Annotated in this window: 18 protein-coding genes; 10 read left to right on the top strand and 8 right to left on the bottom strand. The window is 40.8% G+C overall.

Annotated elements, in window-relative coordinates; translation table 11 throughout:
* From RMY64_RS34820 to RMY64_RS34835, 4 genes are all read left to right on the top strand, one after another.
* On the top strand, positions 1-225 hold a 225-nt coding region (locus RMY64_RS34820), incomplete at its 5' end, for a hypothetical protein (RefSeq protein ID WP_322702466.1).
* A 26-nt stretch (positions 226-251) separates the two neighbouring features.
* Positions 252-377 (top strand): hypothetical protein, encoded by a 126-nt coding sequence (locus tag RMY64_RS34825; RefSeq protein ID WP_322702467.1) that lies wholly within the window; start codon positions 252-254, stop codon positions 375-377.
* Between the two features lie 287 nt (positions 378-664).
* Positions 665-1,858 (top strand): NAD(P)/FAD-dependent oxidoreductase, encoded by a 1,194-nt coding sequence (locus tag RMY64_RS34830; protein WP_322673106.1) that lies wholly within the window; start codon positions 665-667, stop codon positions 1,856-1,858.
* 165 nt (positions 1,859-2,023) lie between these two features.
* Entirely contained in the window at positions 2,024-2,671 is a 648-nt protein-coding gene (locus RMY64_RS34835; RefSeq protein WP_322702468.1) for an HAD family hydrolase, read from the top strand.
* Positions 2,672-2,706: 35 nt separating this feature from the next.
* Here RMY64_RS34835 and RMY64_RS34840 read toward each other — a convergent pair whose 3' ends face one another.
* Together RMY64_RS34840 and RMY64_RS34845 are read right to left on the bottom strand one after the other, a co-directional pair.
* Positions 2,707-3,066, bottom strand: coding sequence for a DUF5615 family PIN-like protein (locus RMY64_RS34840; RefSeq protein WP_322702477.1), 360 nt, complete (start codon positions 3,064-3,066; stop codon positions 2,707-2,709).
* Positions 3,063-3,395 carry a DUF433 domain-containing protein gene (locus RMY64_RS34845; protein ID WP_099102448.1) on the bottom strand — a complete coding sequence of 111 codons (333 nt, stop codon included), beginning with the start codon at positions 3,393-3,395 and terminating at the stop codon, positions 3,063-3,065. Before RMY64_RS34845 ends, RMY64_RS34840 begins: the two co-directional genes overlap by 4 nt.
* A gap of 482 nt (positions 3,396-3,877) precedes the next feature.
* Here RMY64_RS34845 and RMY64_RS34850 point away from each other — a divergent pair, with 482 nt between their 5' ends.
* The 3 genes from RMY64_RS34850 to RMY64_RS34860 all read left to right on the top strand — a co-directional run bounded on the left by RMY64_RS34850 (position 3,878) and on the right by RMY64_RS34860 (position 9,259).
* Complete coding sequence (locus RMY64_RS34850; protein ID WP_322682727.1) at positions 3,878-4,738, top strand: Tab2/Atab2 family RNA-binding protein; 861 nt, start codon at positions 3,878-3,880, stop codon at positions 4,736-4,738.
* A gap of 366 nt (positions 4,739-5,104) precedes the next feature.
* Complete coding sequence (locus tag RMY64_RS34855; RefSeq protein ID WP_322702469.1) at positions 5,105-6,418, top strand: TldD/PmbA family protein; 1,314 nt, start codon at positions 5,105-5,107, stop codon at positions 6,416-6,418.
* A 210-nt stretch (positions 6,419-6,628) separates the two neighbouring features.
* Positions 6,629-9,259, top strand: a complete 2,631-nt coding sequence (locus RMY64_RS34860; RefSeq protein ID WP_322702470.1) for a chloride channel protein — start codon at positions 6,629-6,631, stop codon at positions 9,257-9,259.
* Positions 9,260-9,274: 15 nt separating this feature from the next.
* Here the strand turns inward: RMY64_RS34860 and RMY64_RS34865 are convergent, their stop codons facing one another.
* The 4 genes from RMY64_RS34865 to RMY64_RS34880 all read right to left on the bottom strand — a co-directional run bounded on the left by RMY64_RS34865 (position 9,275) and on the right by RMY64_RS34880 (position 14,229).
* Positions 9,275-9,466 carry a hypothetical protein gene (locus RMY64_RS34865; protein ID WP_322659933.1) on the bottom strand — a complete coding sequence of 64 codons (192 nt, stop codon included), beginning with the start codon at positions 9,464-9,466 and terminating at the stop codon, positions 9,275-9,277.
* 30 nt (positions 9,467-9,496) lie between these two features.
* Positions 9,497-10,642, bottom strand: coding sequence for a glycosyltransferase family 4 protein (locus RMY64_RS34870; RefSeq protein ID WP_322702471.1), 1,146 nt, complete (start codon positions 10,640-10,642; stop codon positions 9,497-9,499).
* Positions 10,639-11,901, bottom strand: a complete 1,263-nt coding sequence (locus RMY64_RS34875) for an O-antigen ligase family protein (protein WP_322702472.1) — start codon at positions 11,899-11,901, stop codon at positions 10,639-10,641. The genes RMY64_RS34870 and RMY64_RS34875 overlap by 4 nt, the downstream gene beginning before the upstream one ends.
* Before the next feature lie 255 nt (positions 11,902-12,156).
* Positions 12,157-14,229, bottom strand: coding sequence for a serine/threonine-protein kinase (locus RMY64_RS34880; RefSeq protein ID WP_322682721.1), 2,073 nt, complete (start codon positions 14,227-14,229; stop codon positions 12,157-12,159).
* A gap of 545 nt (positions 14,230-14,774) precedes the next feature.
* On the opposite strand from RMY64_RS34880, the gene RMY64_RS34885 reads away from it, so the two are divergent.
* Positions 14,775-16,013: a peptidase gene (locus RMY64_RS34885; RefSeq protein ID WP_322702473.1), complete on the top strand. Its 1,239-nt coding sequence runs from the start codon at positions 14,775-14,777 to the stop codon at positions 16,011-16,013.
* 149 nt (positions 16,014-16,162) lie between these two features.
* On the opposite strand, the gene RMY64_RS34890 is transcribed toward RMY64_RS34885, so the two are convergent.
* Together RMY64_RS34890 and RMY64_RS34895 are read right to left on the bottom strand one after the other, a co-directional pair.
* Entirely contained in the window at positions 16,163-17,401 is a 1,239-nt protein-coding gene (locus RMY64_RS34890; RefSeq protein ID WP_322702474.1) for a glycosyltransferase family protein, read from the bottom strand.
* Positions 17,402-17,733: 332 nt separating this feature from the next.
* Positions 17,734-17,925, bottom strand: a complete 192-nt coding sequence (locus RMY64_RS34895) for a glycosyltransferase (protein ID WP_322702475.1) — start codon at positions 17,923-17,925, stop codon at positions 17,734-17,736.
* 374 nt (positions 17,926-18,299) lie between these two features.
* Here RMY64_RS34895 and RMY64_RS34900 point away from each other — a divergent pair, with 374 nt between their 5' ends.
* Together RMY64_RS34900 and RMY64_RS34905 are read left to right on the top strand one after the other, a co-directional pair.
* Positions 18,300-18,923 carry a 4Fe-4S single cluster domain-containing protein gene (locus RMY64_RS34900; protein WP_322702476.1) on the top strand — a complete coding sequence of 208 codons (624 nt, stop codon included), beginning with the start codon at positions 18,300-18,302 and terminating at the stop codon, positions 18,921-18,923.
* A gap of 365 nt (positions 18,924-19,288) precedes the next feature.
* Positions 19,289-20,305, top strand: coding sequence for an iron ABC transporter permease (locus RMY64_RS34905; protein WP_322682716.1), 1,017 nt, complete (start codon positions 19,289-19,291; stop codon positions 20,303-20,305).
* Positions 20,306-20,386 lie beyond the last annotated feature (81 nt).

A 20,386-nucleotide genomic window follows, 5' to 3' on the forward strand; every position in this document is an offset into this window, starting at 1 on the left:
ACATCAAAGACTCGTTCATCCACCTTTGAACTGGATGAATCCATATCAAAGACTCATTCATCCACCTTTGAACTGGATGAATCCACATCAAAGACTCGTTCATCCACCTTTGAACTGGATGAATCCATATCAAAGACTCGTTCATCCACCTTTGAACTGGATGAATCCACCTTTGAATCTCAAACCATTCCCCAGTCTCCAGCCCACAATTCCCAATTGCGATAAACTGTCTCAAATGAGGAGGGGTAAAAATGAGCAGCATCACCAACCATCGCCGCGATCGCAGGTTTGGGATTAAAATAACGAAGCTGTTTTCAGTTTGGCAGCAAATATCTAAAGAAGCACGCACCCGGATGAGTGCTTATGCTTTGAGTTAGATGATTGAAGACCTCGCAGTAATTAGATACAACGCTAGCAAGAGCGTCATTAGTGCCAAGAAAACTCCCAGCGTCGAAACAAACCAACTCATGGAACTAAAACCTTAATGTTTTCTAACAAGTTTATTAATTGTTAGACTGCAAGCTGTCCAATTTTCTCACCGAAGCAGTGTTGAGTTACCGATGTTAAAACCATTCATACAAATGGAGGGTTTTGAAACCTAAACTTTCAGTTACCCTGAAGTTAGTTGCCTAATTAATATTGATTCTTCCATAACATAGAATAGATGACTGAACAAACTTCTAGAATTTGTATCCTTGGTGGAGGCTTTGGTGGTCTCTACACAGCCTTGCGGTTAAGCCAATTACCTTGGGAATCTACGCAAAAACCCGAAATTGTTCTAATAGATCAAAGCGATCGCTTCCTATTCTCTCCTTTACTTTACGAATTACTCACTGGCGAACTGCAAACCTGGGAAATTGCCCCACCCTTTGAAGAAATTTTACAAGGCACAGGGGTGCGTTTTTATCAAGGTGTTGTGTCTGGAATTGACATCGACCAGCAACGGGTAAATATCCAAGAAGGCCCGGAAATCCCTTATGACCGATTGGTGCTGGCGCTAGGAGGTGAGACACCGCTAGATTTAGTTCCTGGTGCGGCAGCTTACGCCTACACATTCCGCACCATCTCTGATGCTTATCGTTTAGAAGAACGCCTGCGATTTTTAGAAGAATCGGATGCTGATAAAATTCGGGTAGCGATCGTTGGGGCTGGCTACAGTGGTGTAGAGTTAGCTTGTAAGTTAGCTGACAGACTAGGCGAAAGAGGACGCTTTCGGATCGTTGAAATCGCCGACCAAATTTTGCGAACTTCCCCAGAGTTTAATCGGGAAGCAGCAAAGAAAGCATTAGATGCCCGTGGTGTATTTATTGACTTAGAAACCAAAGTAGAATCAATCGAGCAAAATAGCATTTCCCTAGAGTACAAAAACCAGTTAGACACGATTCCCGTGGATTTGGTAATTTGGACTGTAGGAACTAGGGTTGCGCCCGTAGTAAAATCTCTTCCTCTCAAGCAAAATCAGCGCGGTCAAATCATCACTACATCTAATCTGCAAGTCCTCGATCGTCCAGAAATCTTTGCCTTGGGAGATTTAGCAGACTGTCATGATGCTGAAGGACAGCAAGTCCCCGCTACGGCACAAGCGGCTTTTCAACAAGCTGATTATACTGCTTGGAATATCTGGGCAACTCTGACTAATCGCCCCCTCCTTCCCTTCCACTACCAACAGTTAGGAGAAATGATGGCACTAGGAATAGACAACGCTACTCTCACTGGTTTGGGAATTAAACTAGATGGGCCCTTGGCATACGTCGCTCGCCGTGCTGCTTATTTATATAGATTGCCAACTTTAGACCATCAGCTGAAAGTTGGTTTTAATTGGCTATTCCGTCCGATTATAGAAACACTTTCAAGGTAACTTTCAAGGTTGGGAATTGCGAATTGAGCATTGGTAAAAAAACCAATACATTTACGATGATTTGTTTAATTTCCGCCAATCTACTTAGCAGATGCTAAACTCTACCCACAGAAGCTCTTAATAAGCCAAAATCTAAAATTCAACATTCAAAATTTTCAAACTTTAATGGAACAACCGAAAGTTATTTTTTTAGATGCTGTGGGTACACTTTTCGATGTCAAAGGTGGTGTGGGCGAAGTTTATAGTCAGATAGCCCAGGAATTTGGCGTTACAGTTTCAGCCGAAACATTGAATACAGCTTTCATCCAAAGCTTTAAAACAGCGCCGCCACCGATATTTCCAGATGCAGAACTGCAAGATATTCCCCAGCGTGAGTTTGATTGGTGGCGGATAATTGCTCTGAACACTTTTGAAAAGGCAGGTGTTCTCAAGGAATTTTCTGACTTTTCGGCTTTTTTTAGCGAACTTTACATCCACTTTGGCACTGGCGAACCGTGGTTTGTCTATCCTGATGTTTTACCAGCTTTAATCAACTGGCGGCGGTTGGGAGTTAGCTTGGGGGTGTTGTCCAATTTTGATTCTCGGATTTACTCAGTATTGCAAAGTTTGGGATTGAGAGAGTTTTTTACCTCCGTCACCATTTCTACGCAGGTACGTGCAGCTAAACCCGACCCGCAAATTTTTGCCATTGCCTTAGACAAACATAAATGTTCCCCAGAGGCGGCGTGGCATATCGGCGATAGCATTGTAGAAGATTATCATGCAGCTAAAGCAGCTGGACTCAGAGGTGTTTGGATCGACCGTGGAAAATGAGGGGATACTTTCAATTTAACAACGCCAAATTTTTTTTAAAGTGGAATCCAATCCAATCTATCAATCCACTCTTCTGCCTCAATCGTTTCCCAAATCAAATAAATTGTTTCTGCCCAAATACTCAGGTTCCCACTGGAACGCAACCAAACTAGTCCCCAAATATGTCCTCCATCTCCCCAGTGTTCTTCCAGATGTTGGGGCATACTTTTGCGGTTGTCTGTAACCAATATTCGTTGGGATAATTCCAGGTAGCGCAGGATATCTGGGTCAAGCGTACCTAATGGTGGTGCTTCGGCATCGCCTACGCGCAGAATATCTATTGCTGGATTGAAGCGCAAAACAGCTATCTTCAGTTTGGGCGACAAATTTTCATCAATGAGAAAACGTACCTTCACCAAGAGTTTAGCAACTCCTGCTCACGTTGCGCCTTTAATACTCTTAAACGTTGCATCAAAGGTGAAGGATTAGCTAATGATTCTTGATAGCGCTGTTCTCGCCACTTTGCTAGCCGCAACATATAAGCATCTATTTCAACACGATTATGCAGATAGTAGGTAAGCGTAGCGTAAATTTTCTCCAAATTCAGGGAAGGTAATTCGTCTATAATTTCCTCTGGTGAATATCCTTGCAAGTAATATTGAATCACATTATCAATACCAATGCGATGGCCTTTGATCCGGATGTCATCTGGGTCTAAAAACTCAAAATAATCTTCTAGTTGCATTCATCTACCTCTGTAGGGTCTTTTAAGATTATCTTAATTGCCATTGAATAGTTTCATGCGATCGCTGGGGTACTGTACTGAATGGCACTAAGTTAAGATACAGCCCTTGCCCCAACTGGTTCCCAGGCTCCAGGCTGGGAAACCATTCTTGGAGGCTCCGCCTCCATAGCTTGACAAGAGGCAGAGCCTCTCGGAACTCGTTTCCAGCCTCCAGGCTGGGAACGAGGATACAATAAGTCTTTGGGCTTTTCTTAGTGCCATTCGGTACTGTACTGTTGTTGCATTTTTTCCAAGTTTTAAAGCGTCAGGGACATAAAACCTCTAAGTCTGACATGCTTAGTATTTATATTATCCACCTCAAAGACTCATTCATCCCCCTTGCTCCAACTCCCCACTCCCCACTCCCTTATTCCCCTGCTGCCCCAACACTCGTATGATCGAGATATCAGGAAAACATAACAGCCAGATTTTTACCGCAAAACATGGGCAGTATTTGGGAAATCGATTTTTACTCTCGTCCGATTTTGGACGCTAATCAAAAAAAAGTTTGGGAAGTCTTAGTCTGCGAAAGCCCCTTGGATATCGGCGCAAAAGTAGACTCTTTGTTTCGCTATGCTCAATATTGTCCCAGTACCCAGGTAAATTCGGTCTGGTTGCGGACAGCATTGCAGGAGGCTATTAACCAAGCTGGAAAAGCACCAATTAAAATCCGCTTTTTCCGCCGCCAAATGAACAATATGATTACTAAAGCTTGCCAAGATTTGGGTATTCCCGCCCAGCCTAGCCGCCGGACTTTGGTTCTCAATCAATGGTTAGAACAGCGGATGGAAGAAGTGTATCCTCAAGAGACAGGGTATCAAGGGGGGACTAATCCCTCAGTCCGCTTAGAAAAACCTTTGCCACAACGTTTACCAGATGCTTTGGAAGGACAGCAGTGGGTATTTGTTACCTTAGATGCTGCGGATTTTGCTGATATGCCAGAGTGGGAAATTGGTTTTGGTGAAGCTTTCCCTTTAGAGTTGGCGAAAGTTTCACCCGAAGCCCGTATTCCTGGTATTTTGATTTTCTCATCGAGAGCGCTACCCTTGGCTGGCTGGATGTCTGGTTTGGAGTTAGCTTTTTTAAAATTTGACGCTAGCCAAGAGGCGAGATTGCTTTTAGAAACTGGTGTAACTGAAAGCTGGATTGTGGCAAATATCAAAAAACCTCAAATCTTAGCAGAAGCCAAAGCTTTTGAAGCAGCCAAGCAAAAAGCGAATGGAGTACATTTTATCGGCGTACAGTCCGATCCCAAAGCAGAATCTTTTGCTGGTTTTTGGCTGTTGCAAGAGGTTAATTTGTGAAAATGGGCTGGGGATTGGGGATTGGGGACTGGGGACTGGGGATTGGGGACTGGGGACTGGGGACTAGGGATTGGGAACTGGGGAGATAAGGAGAATAATCATGCCCAATGCCCAATGCCCGATCCCCAATCCCCAATTACAAATGACAATATCCGTTGAGACATGACAATGATTTGGGATAATTAACTGCGTCCATCAGTGTCGATCTGCGGTTTCAAATCGTAACTGTAAAGAAACACTGATGATTTTTGGATAGTTATCTACGTTCATCACTGGAAAGTGCGTAGGCGTAGCTCGTCGTAGACATAGCACTTCTCAAAAGATAGCGTTGATATGCGGTTCAAAATCCACAATTCACTAAGGGTCATGGATTCTGAAAATTTGTCACAAGATACACTCGCCGAACAGTTGCTGGAACTAGCTATAAAATCTGGAGCAGAAACTGCTGAAGTGTATCAGTCGCGATCGCTTTCTCGTCCCGTGTTTTTTGAGGCAAACCGACTCAAACAGCTCGAAACTAACCAATCTGAAGGCACAGCACTACGGCTTTGGCGAAACGGGCGTCCGGGACTGACGGTAGCTTACGGTTCTGTCTTAGCCGAAGTAATGGTGGAAAAAGCTCTGGCTTTGAGTCAACTAAATCAACCGGAAACTGTAGAATTAGGCTTTAACTTTCAGCCTTCCTACCCCGATTTAGGAGAAAGTTTCCCGATAGAGGTTTTGGTGGACTGGGGCAAAGAAGCGATCGCACTCATTCGTGATGCCTATCCCGATGTTGTATGTAATGGTGACTGGGAATGTGATATTGAAACCACCAGACTAGTCAACACCAAAGGTTTAGATTGTCACTATACAGACACTACCCTCAGCTGCTATATATCAGCAGAATGGGTGCGTGGTGATGATTTTTTAAGTGTTGCTGATGGTCAAACCAATCGGGGGGAACTCGACTCAGAGAGATTAGCTAACCAAATTTTACAACGGTTAATTTGGTCGAGTGAAAATATTTCACCTCCTATTGGTCGTGTCCCGATTTTATTCACTTCTAAAGCCGCCGATATGCTTTGGGGTACTGTACAAGCCGCTTTGAATGGCAAGCGAGTTTTAGAAGCAGCTTCACCTTGGGCAGAACGTTTGGGTAAGGAAGTAGTTGCACCTAGTCTCACCATCTACCAAGATCCTGAAGCTGGCCCTTACAGTTGCCCTTTTGATGATGAAGGCACTCCGACTCAATCTCTAGTATTTATCCAAAACGGAACTTTACAGCATTTCTATAGCGATCGCACCACTGGCTCCCAACTGGGTACTAATACCACTGGAAATGGTTTTCGCCCTGGTTTAGGTAGCTATCCTACCCCTGGTTTATTTAATTTTCTCATCCAGCCCGGATCGGCATCGCTACCAGATTTGATTCAACAACTAGATGATGGCTTGATTGTCGATCAAATGTTGGGTGGTGGCGGCAGTATTTCTGGAGATTTTTCGATCAACGTCGATTTAGGCTACCGCGTCCAAAATGGTCAAGTAATTGGGCGTGTTAAGGATACGATGGTTGCAGGTAATGTTTACACAGCCCTGAAGCAATTGGTTACACTAGGCAACGATGTTGATTGGAATGGTTCTTGTTATACTCCGTCTCTGATCGTAGAAGGGCTATCTACTACGGGAAGAAGCAATTAAATAATTCGTAATTCGTAATTCGTAATTCGTAATTGGGGAGAGTGCTTTTGTATAGCGATCCTAAATTATTTGTGAATAACAATATCCCCGACTTCTTAAAGAAGTCGGGGATATGAGCCTTGATATAGGCTTTTAAACCATCCTCTAAGATTCCACTAAACAGCTTTTTAGGAAAGATTTGTAATCCAAAATTTAAAATCCAAAACTGGTATGAATCAGCGTTTTCGCACCTGGTGGCAGCCTAGAAGAGGTTTAGCGATCGCCGAAGCCTGTATTATCGGTCTGGTTGCTGCCCTATCTGCGGTATTCCTAAAAGTCGGATCGGGATGGCTGGGGACATGGCGAGTGCATACTACCCACCTTTTCCCGGCATGGCTGGTACTACCTGCAATTGGTCTTGTCCTGGGATTTCTGGCTGGATGGTTGGTGGATAGATTAGCACCAGAGGCTTCTGGTAGCGGTATTCCACAAGTCAAAGCTTCTCTGGCTAATGTGCCTGTGACATTATCTTGGCGGGTAGCGGGTGTGAAGTTACTCAGTGCGATCGTCGCCATCGGTTCTGGCATGACTCTGGGACGGCAAGGCCCTACTGTCCAAGTGGGGGCAGGTTTGGCAGCAGGGATGAGTCGTTGGGTTCCCACTTCCCCAGATCATCGACGGCAGATGATTGCAGCTGGTGCGGGTGCGGGTTTGGCTGCTGCTTTCAATGCCCCGATCGCAGGTGTATTGTTTATCGTTGAAGAATTACTCCAAGATTTATCAGGATTGACTCTCGGAACTGCCATTATCGCCTCCTTTATTGGTGGCGTGATATCCCGACTTTTGGGTGGTGGCTCTCTTGACCTTAACTTGCAATTAGTAAAATCTTCCAGCCAATTCTCCATCCCAGAAATTCCCTTTTTCATCCTGTTAGGTATTTTGGCAGGCCTGTTTGGTGCATTGTTTAATCACGGCATTATCTTTAGTATTAAATTTTACGAAAGATTACACATCAGTTTGCCCTTGCGCGTAGCTTTAGCTGGATTTATCTCTGGTGTTGTCGTGGCTATACTTCCTGCCTCTTTCCGTGATAATACGGGACTACGAGAGTCATTAATTACTGGAAATTCCCATCCTAGTGTCGCCGCGATCGCCTTTGCAGCCCAGTTCATCCTCACATTGATCGCATTTGGTTCGGGAGCGCCGGGGGGATTATTCGCTCCCAGTCTGATTTTGGGTTCTTGTTTAGGACACATCATCGGTGTATCTGAGTTATATATCACCGGAGTTGGTTCTCCTACGACTTACGCCCTAGCGGGTATGGGTGGATTTTTTAGCGCCGTTTCCAAAGTGCCAATCACAGCAATTGTGATTGTCTTTGAAATGACTACAGATTTCAACCTAGTGCTACCTTTGATGATTGTTTCTGTCGCAGCTTACCTGGTTGCGGATAAGGTAGTGCCTGGTTCGCTTTATGAGAAACTTTTGGAGTTAAAAGGGATTACTCTCACCAAAGAAGTTGCGATGGAAGGAGCATTAAACAAGTTAACTGCAAAAGATGTAATGCAAGAACGGGTAGAAACTCTAGATGCAGAGATGAGCTTGGAAGAAGCAATGCAAGCTTTTGCTCGTTCCCATCATCGCGGTTTCCCTGTGGTAGAAGATAGCAAGTTAGTGGGGATTGTAACGCAATCAGATTTGCTGAAAATCCGCGAGAGTACAAACCACACATTTCGCGATCGCAATCTAGCCGATATTTTCTTAAAAGAAATTATGACATCTGTCCCGATGACAGTATCACCAATACACACCCTCAGTAATGTACTATATTTACTCGATCGCTATCAAATCAGTCGTTTACCGGTGGTAGATAGGCGAAAACTGATTGGGATTATTACTCGTGCAGATATTATTCGGGCGGAAGCAGATCATCTCAATGGTGAGAATGCGACACCGAAACTGCGACCAGAACCTTCATACATAGTTTACCAGACGCGATCGCCTAGCATTGGTAGAGGTAGATTATTAGTACCCGTAGCAAATCCCGAAACAGCGGGTGTTTTATTACAAATGGCAGCAGCTATTGCCCGCGATCGCCATTATGAAATAGATTGCGTGCAAGTGATGCTGATACCCCGCCACAGTTCCCCATCAGAAACACAGGTAAGAACGGCAAAAAGCCGCCGCTTGCTACGACAGGCAGAAGTCTTAGCAAAAAAGTGGAAAATTCCCTTACACACGCAGATTCGAGTTACCCACGATGTGGCGCAGGCAATTTTGGAGACAATCAACGAACAACACATCGACCTAATTTTAATGGGATGGAAAGGTAATACATCTACCCCTGGTCGGATTTTTGGCAGCGTTGTTGACACCATAATTCGCCAAGCTACCTGCGAAGTCGTATTAGTAAAATTAGGCACTACTCAATCCCCAATTTCCAGTCCCCAGTTTAACCGTTGGCTAGTTCCAGTGGCTGGTGGCCCCAATTCCCCACTGGCAATTAAATTGCTACCGGCTTTAATTACATTGGGAAACGATCCGAAAATTCGCTTGACACAGGTGTTTAAACCATCTGAACTCAAGCCAGATATGTCAATTTCAGAACAAGCCATCCGCCATTTGATGCGTCGTCGCAAATTGTCGAGTACTGTAGTTGCTCTCCCCATACAAGCTAATTCAGTCGCTGAAGGTGTGATTAACCTAGTGGAAACCGAAGGTTACGACGTTGTAGTTTTGGGAGCTTCCCGCGAGGGATTGCTACAGCAAGCGATTCAAGGTAATATTCCCGAAGCGATCGCCTCTGGTGTCGAGAGTACAGTGATTTTGGTTAGAGGTGCGATTCAAAAACAAAAAACATAGATTTTAGTGAGTTTTTTAATGATAAAATACACCAATAATCAGAGTAATAATTATTGGTATTAAGATTGGAATAGCAACTATAAGTCCCCACTTCCCAAACTTAATTTCCTCACCCTCAGATTTGAGAAATGCAATCCAACCGACAACTCCCATCAAAACCCAAAGAAATCCAAAAGCAAGAAATATAACAAATACTGAGTCGTCCATTTTTTTTCACCAAATTTTATTAAATTGTAACTAATTACTACTAATTAACTTTGCTAAACTTTCCCGAAACTGGCTAAAATCAAAAGCTTCAATAGTTTTTTGTTGTAAATATTTTGGTTGGTAAATTACTGGATTAGAGCAATCACCTTGCAGGATTTGAATTAGATTATCGGCAATTTCTTCAACATTATCAGGATCGACCAAACATCCCAACTTCCCCTCAGCCAAGGGATCTATAGAACCATCTTGATTACCCGCCAATACAGGTTTACCACAAGCTAAAGCTTCTAGAAAAACAATCCCAAATCCTTCTCCTTTACTAGGCAGAGCAAAAACATCGCAGAGATTGTAATGATCGCACAATTCTTGCTCTGGAACAAATCCGGCAATTGTTACGCAATCTTGGAGATTTAAGTTAGTAACTAAAGTTTTAATTCGAGGTATATCATCTCCTTTACCTGCAAGAATAAAGTGAACATTAGGAAGATGCGATCGCACTTTAACTAAAGCATGAAGGATTTGGTCATAACCCTTGTATTTTGCAGTGCTTCCCAGGCGCGTTACTGTTAAAATTACAGGTTGTTCGTCTGTTAAGTTATATCGCTTGAGTAAGTAGGTAGGTTTAGAATTTATTGGAAACTTACTAGCATCAAATGTATTAGGCAAAATAACTATCTTTTCTGAATCAATATTTGTATCTTGAAGCAAGCGCTGGCGAGTATAATTACTAACACTAATGATTTTATCTGCTTTTTCTAAAGCAAATTTTGTTGCCTTATTTTCGATATCCCAAACTTCTAAGCCATGAGCAACGACCCAGTAAGGAGTTCCAGTAAAAAATTTGACAATATAACAAACAATCGCATAGTTAACATGAGTAGAAATCACTATAACGGGATGTTGAATAATAGCTAAAATAATTATTTTCGTGGCAAATAAAATTGGTTGCAATAATTTTGGTAAATCTCCAAAATAATGAAATATTGTTGAACTTAAAAACTGCAATTTATCTGGCTGTTTTAAACTATACTTATCGTATTTGAGAAACACATCATAATCAGCTTCAGGATATATATCTTGTAAAGCTTTCAGCAAAAATTTTGAGTAAACTTGAATACCTCCCTTGAAATCAAATATATTCGGAAATATTAAGTAAAGACGAGGTTTAGCACTCATAGGGTTTTGGCATTTTCAATAATTTCAGGTTTTAATTGCGTGACAACATCTTTGCGAGAATTGATAGCCGCTGCGATAAAATAAAACTCAATAGTTGTAAAAGTATAGTCTTCAGTAAACACATCTGGAATTTGAGATGCTAAAAACATAATAATCGGAACAGTAATTAAAGGATTAGTATATTTAACTTTCAATGCTATTCTCACTAAAAAATTAGTAAATAACAATAATCCAGGAATTCCTTGCTCTGCTGACACATTTAAAAATATATTATGTGCGTGATAACTTTTCTTTCCCCAAACTTTCACTCCTATCTGGTCTGGAAAAACTCCTATGCCTATACCAGTAAATGGTCTTTTAATAGTTTCATTAATAGCTGCCTGCCACATTTGAAACCTGGAAAAACCTGTTCCCATAAGAGTAGGAATTTTTTTTTGATTTGGGTTGACCGAACTTGAATTTTCTAAAAATATATTAGTTAGTGGAAATATTTTACTATCTGCCAAACCAATTCTCCGTGTAGAAACTGGTGCAGTTACAATGAATAAAAACAACAAGCTAATTAGATAAATCATTTTTTTCAAACTAATAATTTGATATATCAGCAAAAGAAACATCCCAATTATAAAAATTACCCAACCATTCCCGCTGGCAGATAATGCTAAGGGAATTAAAAAAATTAATTCGCTTATATGTAATTCAATTTTAGAAATTTTATTCTGTTTTTCTAAAATCAGGCTTAAACATAATCCAATGGCGACTATGACCCCAAACTGATTAGGGTTTTGCATAATTGAACCAATCTCAGGATAAAAGCTAGGAAACTTTAATAATTTAAAAATCCAGTTGTTGGGAAGTAAAACCTCTAAAAAACCCAAACCTGCAATTATCTGTAGTAAGTATAATATGCAACGATAACAAAATGTTAAAGATGATGCGGTTATATTCTTAAAGGTTAATATTAAAAAAGCAAAAAATAATATGTAATAAGTTGAGTATTTTAGACTATAAGTAATAGCAATGTTTGAAAAATCGCTTATTAATGAGGAAAACCACATCCATAAATACATTAGACTTATAGATATCACAATTATTTTATGCTTCTTAACAACTTCTGGTAGAGATTTTAAAGATAAACTAATGATTCCAAAACTAAATACAGGAAGTAATAAATAATGAATACCAATATTTATTCCTGGAAATTTAATTCGCCCTAAAAGTGAAGAAAATAGTATGAGTAGAAAAAATATATTAATCATAGCCTTTTATTTAAAGATATTTTTTCACAGGATAAAATATATCTAACCCACTTTTGCAGGTTTAGGGATAGATTTTGAGATTTTTTTTCAAGCTATAATCCCAAACACGTAGAGAATATTACCATAATACAGTCTTCGCCAATATCATCTTTTGAAGCTAGATTAATTTGGTATTTTTGCACAGCTAAATGTTCTTTCTCAGGTAGAACCCAAAAAAGTCGCAATGTATTCCGAATCTACAACTATCAGATATTTTTAATTAATCATCTGCCAAATTTTGAGAATGTTTTCACCACTTCCACCACCGGCAATGGTTTGTCCATCTGGGCTAATGGCAACGGCATAAATATATCCAGAACCTGTCTCCAAAGTGCGAATTTCCTTTCCGGTGACTGGGTTCCAAAGTTTGATTGTCTTGTCACTACTGCCACTTACAAGGGTGATACCATTTGAACCTACGCTTCGCAAAAATGCGACAGAATTAACCTTATCATTATGTCCTTTTAAGGTGTGGATTAACTTTCCTGTTTTCAGATTCCACAATTTAATTGTCTTGTCTTTACTGCCACTGGCAAGGATGACGCCATCAGGAGCAAAAGCGACTGAAAGAATCGACTCTGCATTTCCCTCTAAGGTGCGGATTAACTTTCCTGTTCCCAGATTCCACAATTTAATTGTTTTATCCCAGCTACCACTGGCAAGGGTTTTACCATCAGGACTGAAAACTACAGATGCAACACCACTGGTATGTCCCTCTAAGGTGCGAATTAACTTTCCTGTCTCCAGATTCCACAGTTTGATTTTCATATCCTTACTAGCACTGCCACTGGCAAGGGTTTTGCCATCAGGACTGAAAGCTACAGAAGTAACTCCATCGCTATTTCCCTCCAGAGTGCGAATTAACTTTCCTGTTTCCAGATTCCACAGTTTGATTGTTTTATCCGCACTGCCACTAGCGAGGATTTTGCTATCAGGACTGAAAGCTATAGTCCAAATCCAATTGGAATGTCCTTCTAAAGTGCGGATTTCCTGTCCACCTGTCAGATTCCATAGCTTGATTGTCTTATCATCACTGGCACTGCCAAGGGTTGTACCATCAGGACTGAAAGCTACGGAATTCACGTCACTAGAATGCCCCTTGAAGGGTTTGGGTGAATAAGAATTTTCTGAGACGTTTTTTTGGGGCTGAATAGGCTGAGAAACAGGCTGAGAAATAGGTTGAGGAGCCTCGCTGACTATCTGGGGACGAGACTGAAAATACCAAACTCCCCCTAATCCCAACACTAAAATGCTAGAACCTAACAGCAGTTGACTTTTCAGATTGTTATTTGATTTTGGTGAAACTAGCACCTTGTTTGCTGGGGGAGCTGCAAATGTTGTTGTCAGTATAGTTGGGGGCACTGATGACAATGATGGTATTTGAGGTGTCAAGTCATTGATGACTTCATCAGCCGATTGATAACGCTTTTGGATGTCTAATTGCAACAGCTTATCCAAAACTTCACCCAACTCTACAGATATAGAAATCCCGTCCCTACCTGAACTGGTTAAATGTTGCCGCCAAGATGCAACCCAACCATAACCCTGGTGTATCCACAGTTGAGATGGGCGAACCCCAGTCAGGAGATGAAAACAAGTAGCCCCCAAACTGAATAAATCACTGGCTGGGTAAGCTTTTCCCTCTTGCATCTGTTCAAGTGCAGTGTAACCGTGTGAGCCAATCACAGTGCCCATTCTTGTATACACTGTTGCTGTCAACAGCTTGGAAGCTCCAAAATCAATGAGGATTAATCGCCCGTCACTTTGACGGCGAATAATATTCTGTGGCTTGATATCTCGGTGAATCACTCCCCGCAGATGGATAAACTTCAGTACTGGCAGTAAATCTAGCAAAAGTTGGCGAATCTCCGTTTCGTTATAGTTTGCCCGCGTTTCCGATTCTTTGAGCAAGTTTTGCCCATCGATAAACTGCTGCACCAAAAAGAGATAGCTATTTTGCTCAAAATAAGCCAATAAAGTTGGAATTTGTGGATGTTCTGCCAGTTCTTGCAGTCGGCTCGCTTCTTGTTTAAATAGTTCAACGGCCTTAGTTAGCGGCCCAGTTCCCTGAAGTTTTGGCGCAAATTGCTTAACAACACAGCATTCATTCAGTTTGTGTATATCTTTGGCTAGATAGGTTCTACCAAATCCACCCTCGTCTGATAAAACCTGAGTGGGACGATAGCGACCTCCTAGCAGGGGTATCAATTCCGCTCTACAACTGTGGCAATAGTTGTTTTTATCAGGATTTAAGGGTTTTTGGCAATCGGGATTCACACAACAGAGCATACTGGGAATCCATTTCAGTTGGGGTATATATTCATCTTAAGTCATGCAGTATAATCTCTGTTGTTAGTAAATATCACTGAGACAACATACAAATCCTCAATTTCCTTACCTCATCAGGTATTGAACAATTTAGATAAATTGAAAAAATTGTGTTTGAGCGATGCCTTTTGACGAATTGATGGGCGTCAGGTCTGCTTGTGTATTACATTTGTATGAGCAATTTAGTCAGGTTTACAAAAATATCTAGGCAAAATTCCGAAAAGCAGCAATTTAAGTTTGTAGCTCAGTATATACCTACGAAATTGAGATTTCCTCTAGTAGTCTAAATTGAAAATACAATTTTTCCGATTTGATTGTGGCAAACATTTGGGTATGTAAGATATACGAATTCATTTGATTACAGGCGATGCCTTTAGCAAGCCGCTAAGGTAGATACGCTAAATTTCCCTTTACATTTACATAACTGCTGTGGCTAAAACAGCAACTAGTATTAATTTTGTCTTTCAGAAAGAGACAAAATTATCAGCAAAATTAGGAGCGTAATTATGCTATTAGGCAATAAAAACTATCGTCGCAAATTAAGTCATGTTTTAATTAGCTGCGTGAGTAGTAGTTTGTTAATCACAAGTAATGTGCTGCCTATAAGTGCTTTGGTGAAATCTGACAGTTTTCAAGATTTCATAATTGCTAAATCACCAGATGAGAGACAACCAGAAGCAGTAAAAAAAGGAATTGAGCAAATTCCTGCTTCTCAGGCATCAACATCTCCAAGACGGAAGATATCTATTGAGTCACCAGTACAAAAGGCTCCTCGTGTATCTTCTCATAGAGAAAATTCTCAGCGAACTTCCAGGGTTTCAGATAATAGCTCTACTCCTAGAGCATCTAGACGTAGGACTGCTAACTCAAATTCTAATCGTTCCAATGGTGGTAGCTCTGCATCTAGATCGTCTAGAGCTAGAATTGCTAACTCAAACGCCAATCGTTCTAATGGTGGCTCTGGGAGAGTTCGCAAGCCAAGTTATAATGTTGCTACAGGAAACCAAAATCTCGATAATTCAGCGATTTCTTCACCTGCAACACCAACTTACAAAGAGATTAACTTTGTAGATGTTGCTTTAGGTATTCTGAGTAAAGGTGACTTTCAATCTGAAGGTAGATATTATCATTTCTATGAGTTTGAGGGCAGAGAAAATCAATTAGTTCAAATTAGGCTGATTGGCAGTAATGATACACGCAGATCCAATAACTTGAGTTTAAAACCGTTGTTGTTTCTGCACGATCCTGATAACAATATCATTGTTAAAAAAGGCGCTTTGGATAAAAGTAGTGGTGGTGATGATGCATTTATTTTTGCGCGACTGCCTAAAAATGGCATTTATAAGATTGCTGTTACTAGTCAAAATCCTGGAGATACAGGCCGCTATAGTTTGGCTCTCAGGAATGATAGAGCTAGCTATACTTTAGATGAATCAGATCAACTAACTGCCAAAAGCTCAACCTTGAAACAAAATGGAGGCGCTTACAATGTTTCTAATTTTCAAGGTAGAAAAAATCAGCTGATCAGTATTCGTGTTGATAGTGTTGATGAAGAGTTTTCTCCTTATGTAGCTTTGCTAAATTCTAAAGGACAAACGATCGCGATCGATAAAGACAAAGACAAAAGTGGTGTCTACAGTGCTTTAATTGACCGAGCTAGGTTGCCTGAAGATGATACATACTATATAGTTATTACTTCCAAAAATCCACAGGAACGCGGTAAATATAGATTGACTATTTTCTGAAGTAATTACCAATTCTGGTATCGAGACTATTGCTATGAGTAGGATATAGTCAGGAATGTTTTTTTATTTACCGTAATAGTCTTGATACCATTGCACAAAGTTAAGTTAAGAATTGTTTGAAAAGTATTTCACTGTGATTTTATACACTTTCATATCCCTCCTTCCTTTTTAAAGGGGATTGGGGGGATCGATAACGTTTTGCTACTAACGAAAGGACTTTTAAAACATTCTCTTAAGATGTTTACAGTTTTTTCAACTCCCCCAGAATCAAAGTTAATTTTATTAGGTTGCTCTTTGAGATAATTAATAATATTAATAGCTAGGTAATCAGGTTGCAAATAATTATGATTGATAAATTTGACTATTCCTAAGTCGCTTAACTTTTCGGCTCTAATTATTTGTTCTTGCTCCTGATTACCTGTAAAGGGAAGAATCATAGCTCGTACACCTGTGGTTAAAATATTCATTATGGTATTATAGCCAGACATATTTATTGAAAGGTCTGCTTTTTTCATGTAATTTAGCAAGTAAGGAGTATAGCGTCGAATATAGATGTTTTTACTAAATTTTGCCATTTTTTGCAGCTCTTTAAATTTTGAATTTGGGATGAATGGCCCAGTAAAAACCTGAATATGATGTGGCAATAATTTCTCTAAAAAAGGGGCTGTGTTAACTACACATTCAAGCAACTCATGACCAAATCTACCACCTCCTACACTGGCTAAAATCAGGGGTTTATCTGATTTAATAATTTCTCGATCTTCATCAGTTAAAATAAGATTTGTTGGTGGGTCTTGCACGACATATCCGGTGTAATATACTTGGCACTTTAGGTCATTGACTCTAGAAAAGGTTGCTTCTAGTGAGACTAATTCTGGGTCGCTGTGAACCAACAGAATATCAAAATATTTATTGATTAAGTTACATACTTTTTCTTCGTGTTTTACTTGTTTTTCCGGTTTAATAACTACAATATCTCGCAAACTAGAAACTATTTTAGTTGAGCCTTTATTTGATTTGGCTAATTCTAATAATGGAATTAATTCAAAAGAAAAGCGTCTTCTCCCAAAAGGAAATAACTCAACGATTAAAATATCAGGCTGGAATTGCTTAAAGATTTCCAGAAGTCGATTTTTTCTAATGTCTTTGGCTTCGCTAAGGCTAAAGGCATCATCTAGTACTTGTAGTTCAGCAGATTCTAGGTCAGTTTTAATTGCAGGCAGATTGATAACTTCTACACCAGCAGGAATTTCAAATCCTTGAATTATTTCACCACCATTAATAAAACAAACTTGGAAGTCTTTGGTTAAACCTCGCACAATTTCGCGGCTGCGAACCAGATGCCCCATACCTAAAATGTGTTGGCAGTAAAACATAATACGTTTCATAAAAATTTTACCTCTGTCAATTTGGATGGTTGGAAGAAGGCGAACGAAAGATACAATAAATACTTTTATTACTTTTTACTTGAACAATTTTGGCAATCATCGTTAATTTCAGTAATTGTACATATGGGTTATCGAAAAATGTAATATCAATTTAAAAAAGAATGCGACAGATACATACGGACATACCTTCGTTATGTCTAGCTTTTCTAACTTTGAATTTTGAATTTTGAATTGGTATAATCACGCTCTTTTTTTGCTAGTAAGGTAGAGATGTATTGGTTAATTTTGGGCAAACCATTGAGATTAATTTTCGGTTGGGAAATCTGCGGAGTTTAGAGTTGTTGTAACAGCGATCGCAGTAATATATCTGGAGTCAGATCCTTTGGATGAATCGCTGCTAAAACCCCCAAATTTGCCAAGTTTTCTGCACGAATGCACTGTTCTCGTGATGGCTTAATTCTGGGTACTACTACTGCTGGCTTACCCACTGAGAGAATCTCGCAAGTTGTTTTGTAGCCACCCATTGCGACTACGGCATCTACGGCGATGTAACTGATTAAATCCGGTAAATTTGTCTATCTGCACTTAGGGATATACAGCAGCTTTCAGTTTCAGTGCAGCTTGGTGTTCTAAGGGCATTTCTGGGCCACATATAATATAAGCTTCGTAATTTATGGGACGCTGGTAACAATACCAAACTCGATAAATATGTGTCAATTAACTTGTAACTATCTTCACTAGCACCCGGTCTAGTAAGTTAAAGCAGACTTTTCCAAACTCCCAAAAGTTTTTGAGAGATTAATCATCAATTAAATCTCCAGTTATATAACTATTGTCACGGTTATCTAACTGGAGATTCGCTATATTTAACAGTTAACGGCTAAAAGGAGTTAAAGAGATGGAAATTAAGCCAACTGACCCATCGCTAGCACTCATGGAAATTCCCCCAGGCTATCTCAATATTATGGGTTACGTCGATCAATCAGAAGTTAATGGCCCTGGTTGTCGTGCAGTCGTCTGGGTACAAGGTTGTTTGCGTGAATGTCCTGGCTGCTTTAATACTAACTCCTGGTCTTTTGAGGCTAACCAATTAATTGCTGTTGATGCTCTTGCCGAAAATATTCTCAGCAATCCTCGCAACACGGGTGTAACATTCTCTGGTGGAGAACCCTTTTGGCAAGCAACGGCACTAGCGTCTTTAGCCCAGAAGGTAAAAGCTGCTGGTTTAAATGTAATGTCTTTTTCTGGCTTCACTCTTAAGCAGCTACAGTCACAATCTGCGCCGCCAGGTTCCCAAGCATTGTTAGAACAACTCGATATTTTGATTGACGGGCCTTTTGTACAATCTCTGGCAATTAATTCTCCCAATTCTCCAGTTTCTTCTAGCAATCAACGGGTTCGTGTTTTAAACCCGGACTTCCAAGACCAGATTACTTGGGCTAGCGACCAGATCGAAATCCACATCCTTAAGGATGGTGGACGCATTGTCACTGGCTATCAAGGTGGACTAGAACTAACGTAGGGGCAGGGGAGCAGGGGAAGAAGAGGGAGTTAAAACTTAAAAATTGAGCTTCTGAGGGTCAACGTTCACCTTCAGAAGGTTAACTTCCACCTTCTAAAGGTCAACATTGAGCTTCTGAGGGTCAACATTGAGCTTCTGAGGGTCAACATTGAGCTTCTGAGGGTCAACATTGAGCTTCTGAGGGTCAACATTGAGCTTCTGAGGGTCAACATTGAGCTTCTGAGGGTCAACATTGAGCTTCTGAGGGTCAACATTGAGCTTCTGAGGGTCAAATTTTTAGATTTCTGCTCCCTTATCGAGAAGCTATCTTTAAATGCAGCTTTGTTTGGGACAGATTATATTTAAAAAAAATACATATCATAAATTTGACTAGACCATTTCAGAAAATTTTTACTGAACACCGCGTATTTTGGGCTGTTTTACTTTTTGGTACAGCACTGGTGGTAACGCTAGCGCTGTCACTTTCTCAAGGAGCAGTACCTTTAAATATGTCGGAATTTTGGCAAGCTATACTCCACAAAGGCGATCCGGTTAAACAGACAATTCTCTGGGATTTACGTCTTCCGCGCATTATTGCTGCGATTATTGTCGGCGCAGCTTTGGGAATGTCAGGGGCACTGCTGCAAGGAATGTTACGTAATAGTCTCGCCGATCCATTTATTTTGGGCATTTCAGCGGGTGCGGGACTACTGGTAATTCTGATGATTGTGTGCCATATATTCCCGATCGCAATTCCTTTTGCAGCATGGATAGGAGCAATTTTAACTGCCGCGATCGTTATTTTACTCGGTCGTTCGGGGTCGGGAATTTCTGTTGAGCGCTTGATTTTAGGCGGAGTAGCGGTGAGTTCTTTATTTGGTGCTGTACAAAGTACATTGCTGCTTTTAGCTGAAGATGGGCAAATTCAAGTTGCGCTCAGTTTCCTGGTTGGTAGTCTTAATGGACGGGGTTGGCAAGAAATTGCTACAACTGGCCCTTATATCATCGTTGCATTGATTGGGGGATGCTTGCTGGCGCGATCGCTAAACATCCTGGCTTTGGGAGATGATTTAGCTGTGAGTTTAGGGCTTTCGTTGACGCGATCGCGCTTGTTAATTGGTGGTGTCGCCACTCTATTAGCCGCAGGTGCAGTCAGCATCAGTGGCTTGGTTGGATTTGTCGGTCTTGTTATCCCTCACGGTGTCCGCCTGATTGTTGGTACAGATCATCGCTTTGTTTTACCACTTTCCGCTCTTGCAGGTGCATGGTTACTCACTTTTGCAGATTTACTCTCTAGACTAGGAGCAGTAGAACTACCAGTAGGTTCCGTCACTGCCTTGCTGGGTTCACCCGTGTTTATCTGGTTACTTTATCGTCGTTCTGCTGGGTTTAATAAATTTTGAGCGATCGAACCACTATCCATCCCCACCTTATCCCTCTTCTGTCACTTTCCGACATAAGCAAGTAGTAAATAACTGAAATTA

It is taken from the genome of Nostoc sp. DedQUE08 (assembly GCF_034530895.1).
In the GTDB taxonomy this organism is placed as follows: Bacteria; Cyanobacteriota; Cyanobacteriia; order Cyanobacteriales; family Nostocaceae; genus Nostoc.

Bases quoted from the DNA above. Each gene is read 5' to 3' on its own strand.
- RMY64_RS34870 (WP_322702471.1), bottom strand. From the start codon at position 10,642: ATGAGTGCTAAACCTCGTCTTTACTTAATATTTCCGAATATATTTGAT.
- RMY64_RS34865 (WP_322659933.1), bottom strand. From the start codon at position 9,466: ATGGACGACTCAGTATTTGTTATATTTCTTGCTTTTGGATTTCTTTGG.
- RMY64_RS34835 (WP_322702468.1), top strand. From the start codon at position 2,024: ATGGAACAACCGAAAGTTATTTTTTTAGATGCTGTGGGTACACTTTTC.
- RMY64_RS34855 (WP_322702469.1), top strand. From the start codon at position 5,105: ATGGATTCTGAAAATTTGTCACAAGATACACTCGCCGAACAGTTGCTG.
- RMY64_RS34895 (WP_322702475.1), bottom strand. From the start codon at position 17,925: ATGGGTGGCTACAAAACAACTTGCGAGATTCTCTCAGTGGGTAAGCCA.
- RMY64_RS34885 (WP_322702473.1), top strand. From the start codon at position 14,775: ATGCTATTAGGCAATAAAAACTATCGTCGCAAATTAAGTCATGTTTTA.
- RMY64_RS34880 (WP_322682721.1), bottom strand. From the start codon at position 14,229: ATGCTCTGTTGTGTGAATCCCGATTGCCAAAAACCCTTAAATCCTGAT.
- RMY64_RS34875 (WP_322702472.1), bottom strand. From the start codon at position 11,901: ATGATTAATATATTTTTTCTACTCATACTATTTTCTTCACTTTTAGGG.
- RMY64_RS34850 (WP_322682727.1), top strand. From the start codon at position 3,878: ATGGGCAGTATTTGGGAAATCGATTTTTACTCTCGTCCGATTTTGGAC.
- RMY64_RS34825 (WP_322702467.1), top strand. From the start codon at position 252: ATGAGCAGCATCACCAACCATCGCCGCGATCGCAGGTTTGGGATTAAA.
- RMY64_RS34900 (WP_322702476.1), top strand. From the start codon at position 18,300: ATGGAAATTAAGCCAACTGACCCATCGCTAGCACTCATGGAAATTCCC.
- RMY64_RS34860 (WP_322702470.1), top strand. From the start codon at position 6,629: ATGAATCAGCGTTTTCGCACCTGGTGGCAGCCTAGAAGAGGTTTAGCG.
- RMY64_RS34890 (WP_322702474.1), bottom strand. From the start codon at position 17,401: ATGAAACGTATTATGTTTTACTGCCAACACATTTTAGGTATGGGGCAT.
- RMY64_RS34845 (WP_099102448.1), bottom strand. From the start codon at position 3,395: ATGCAACTAGAAGATTATTTTGAGTTTTTAGACCCAGATGACATCCGG.
- RMY64_RS34830 (WP_322673106.1), top strand. From the start codon at position 665: ATGACTGAACAAACTTCTAGAATTTGTATCCTTGGTGGAGGCTTTGGT.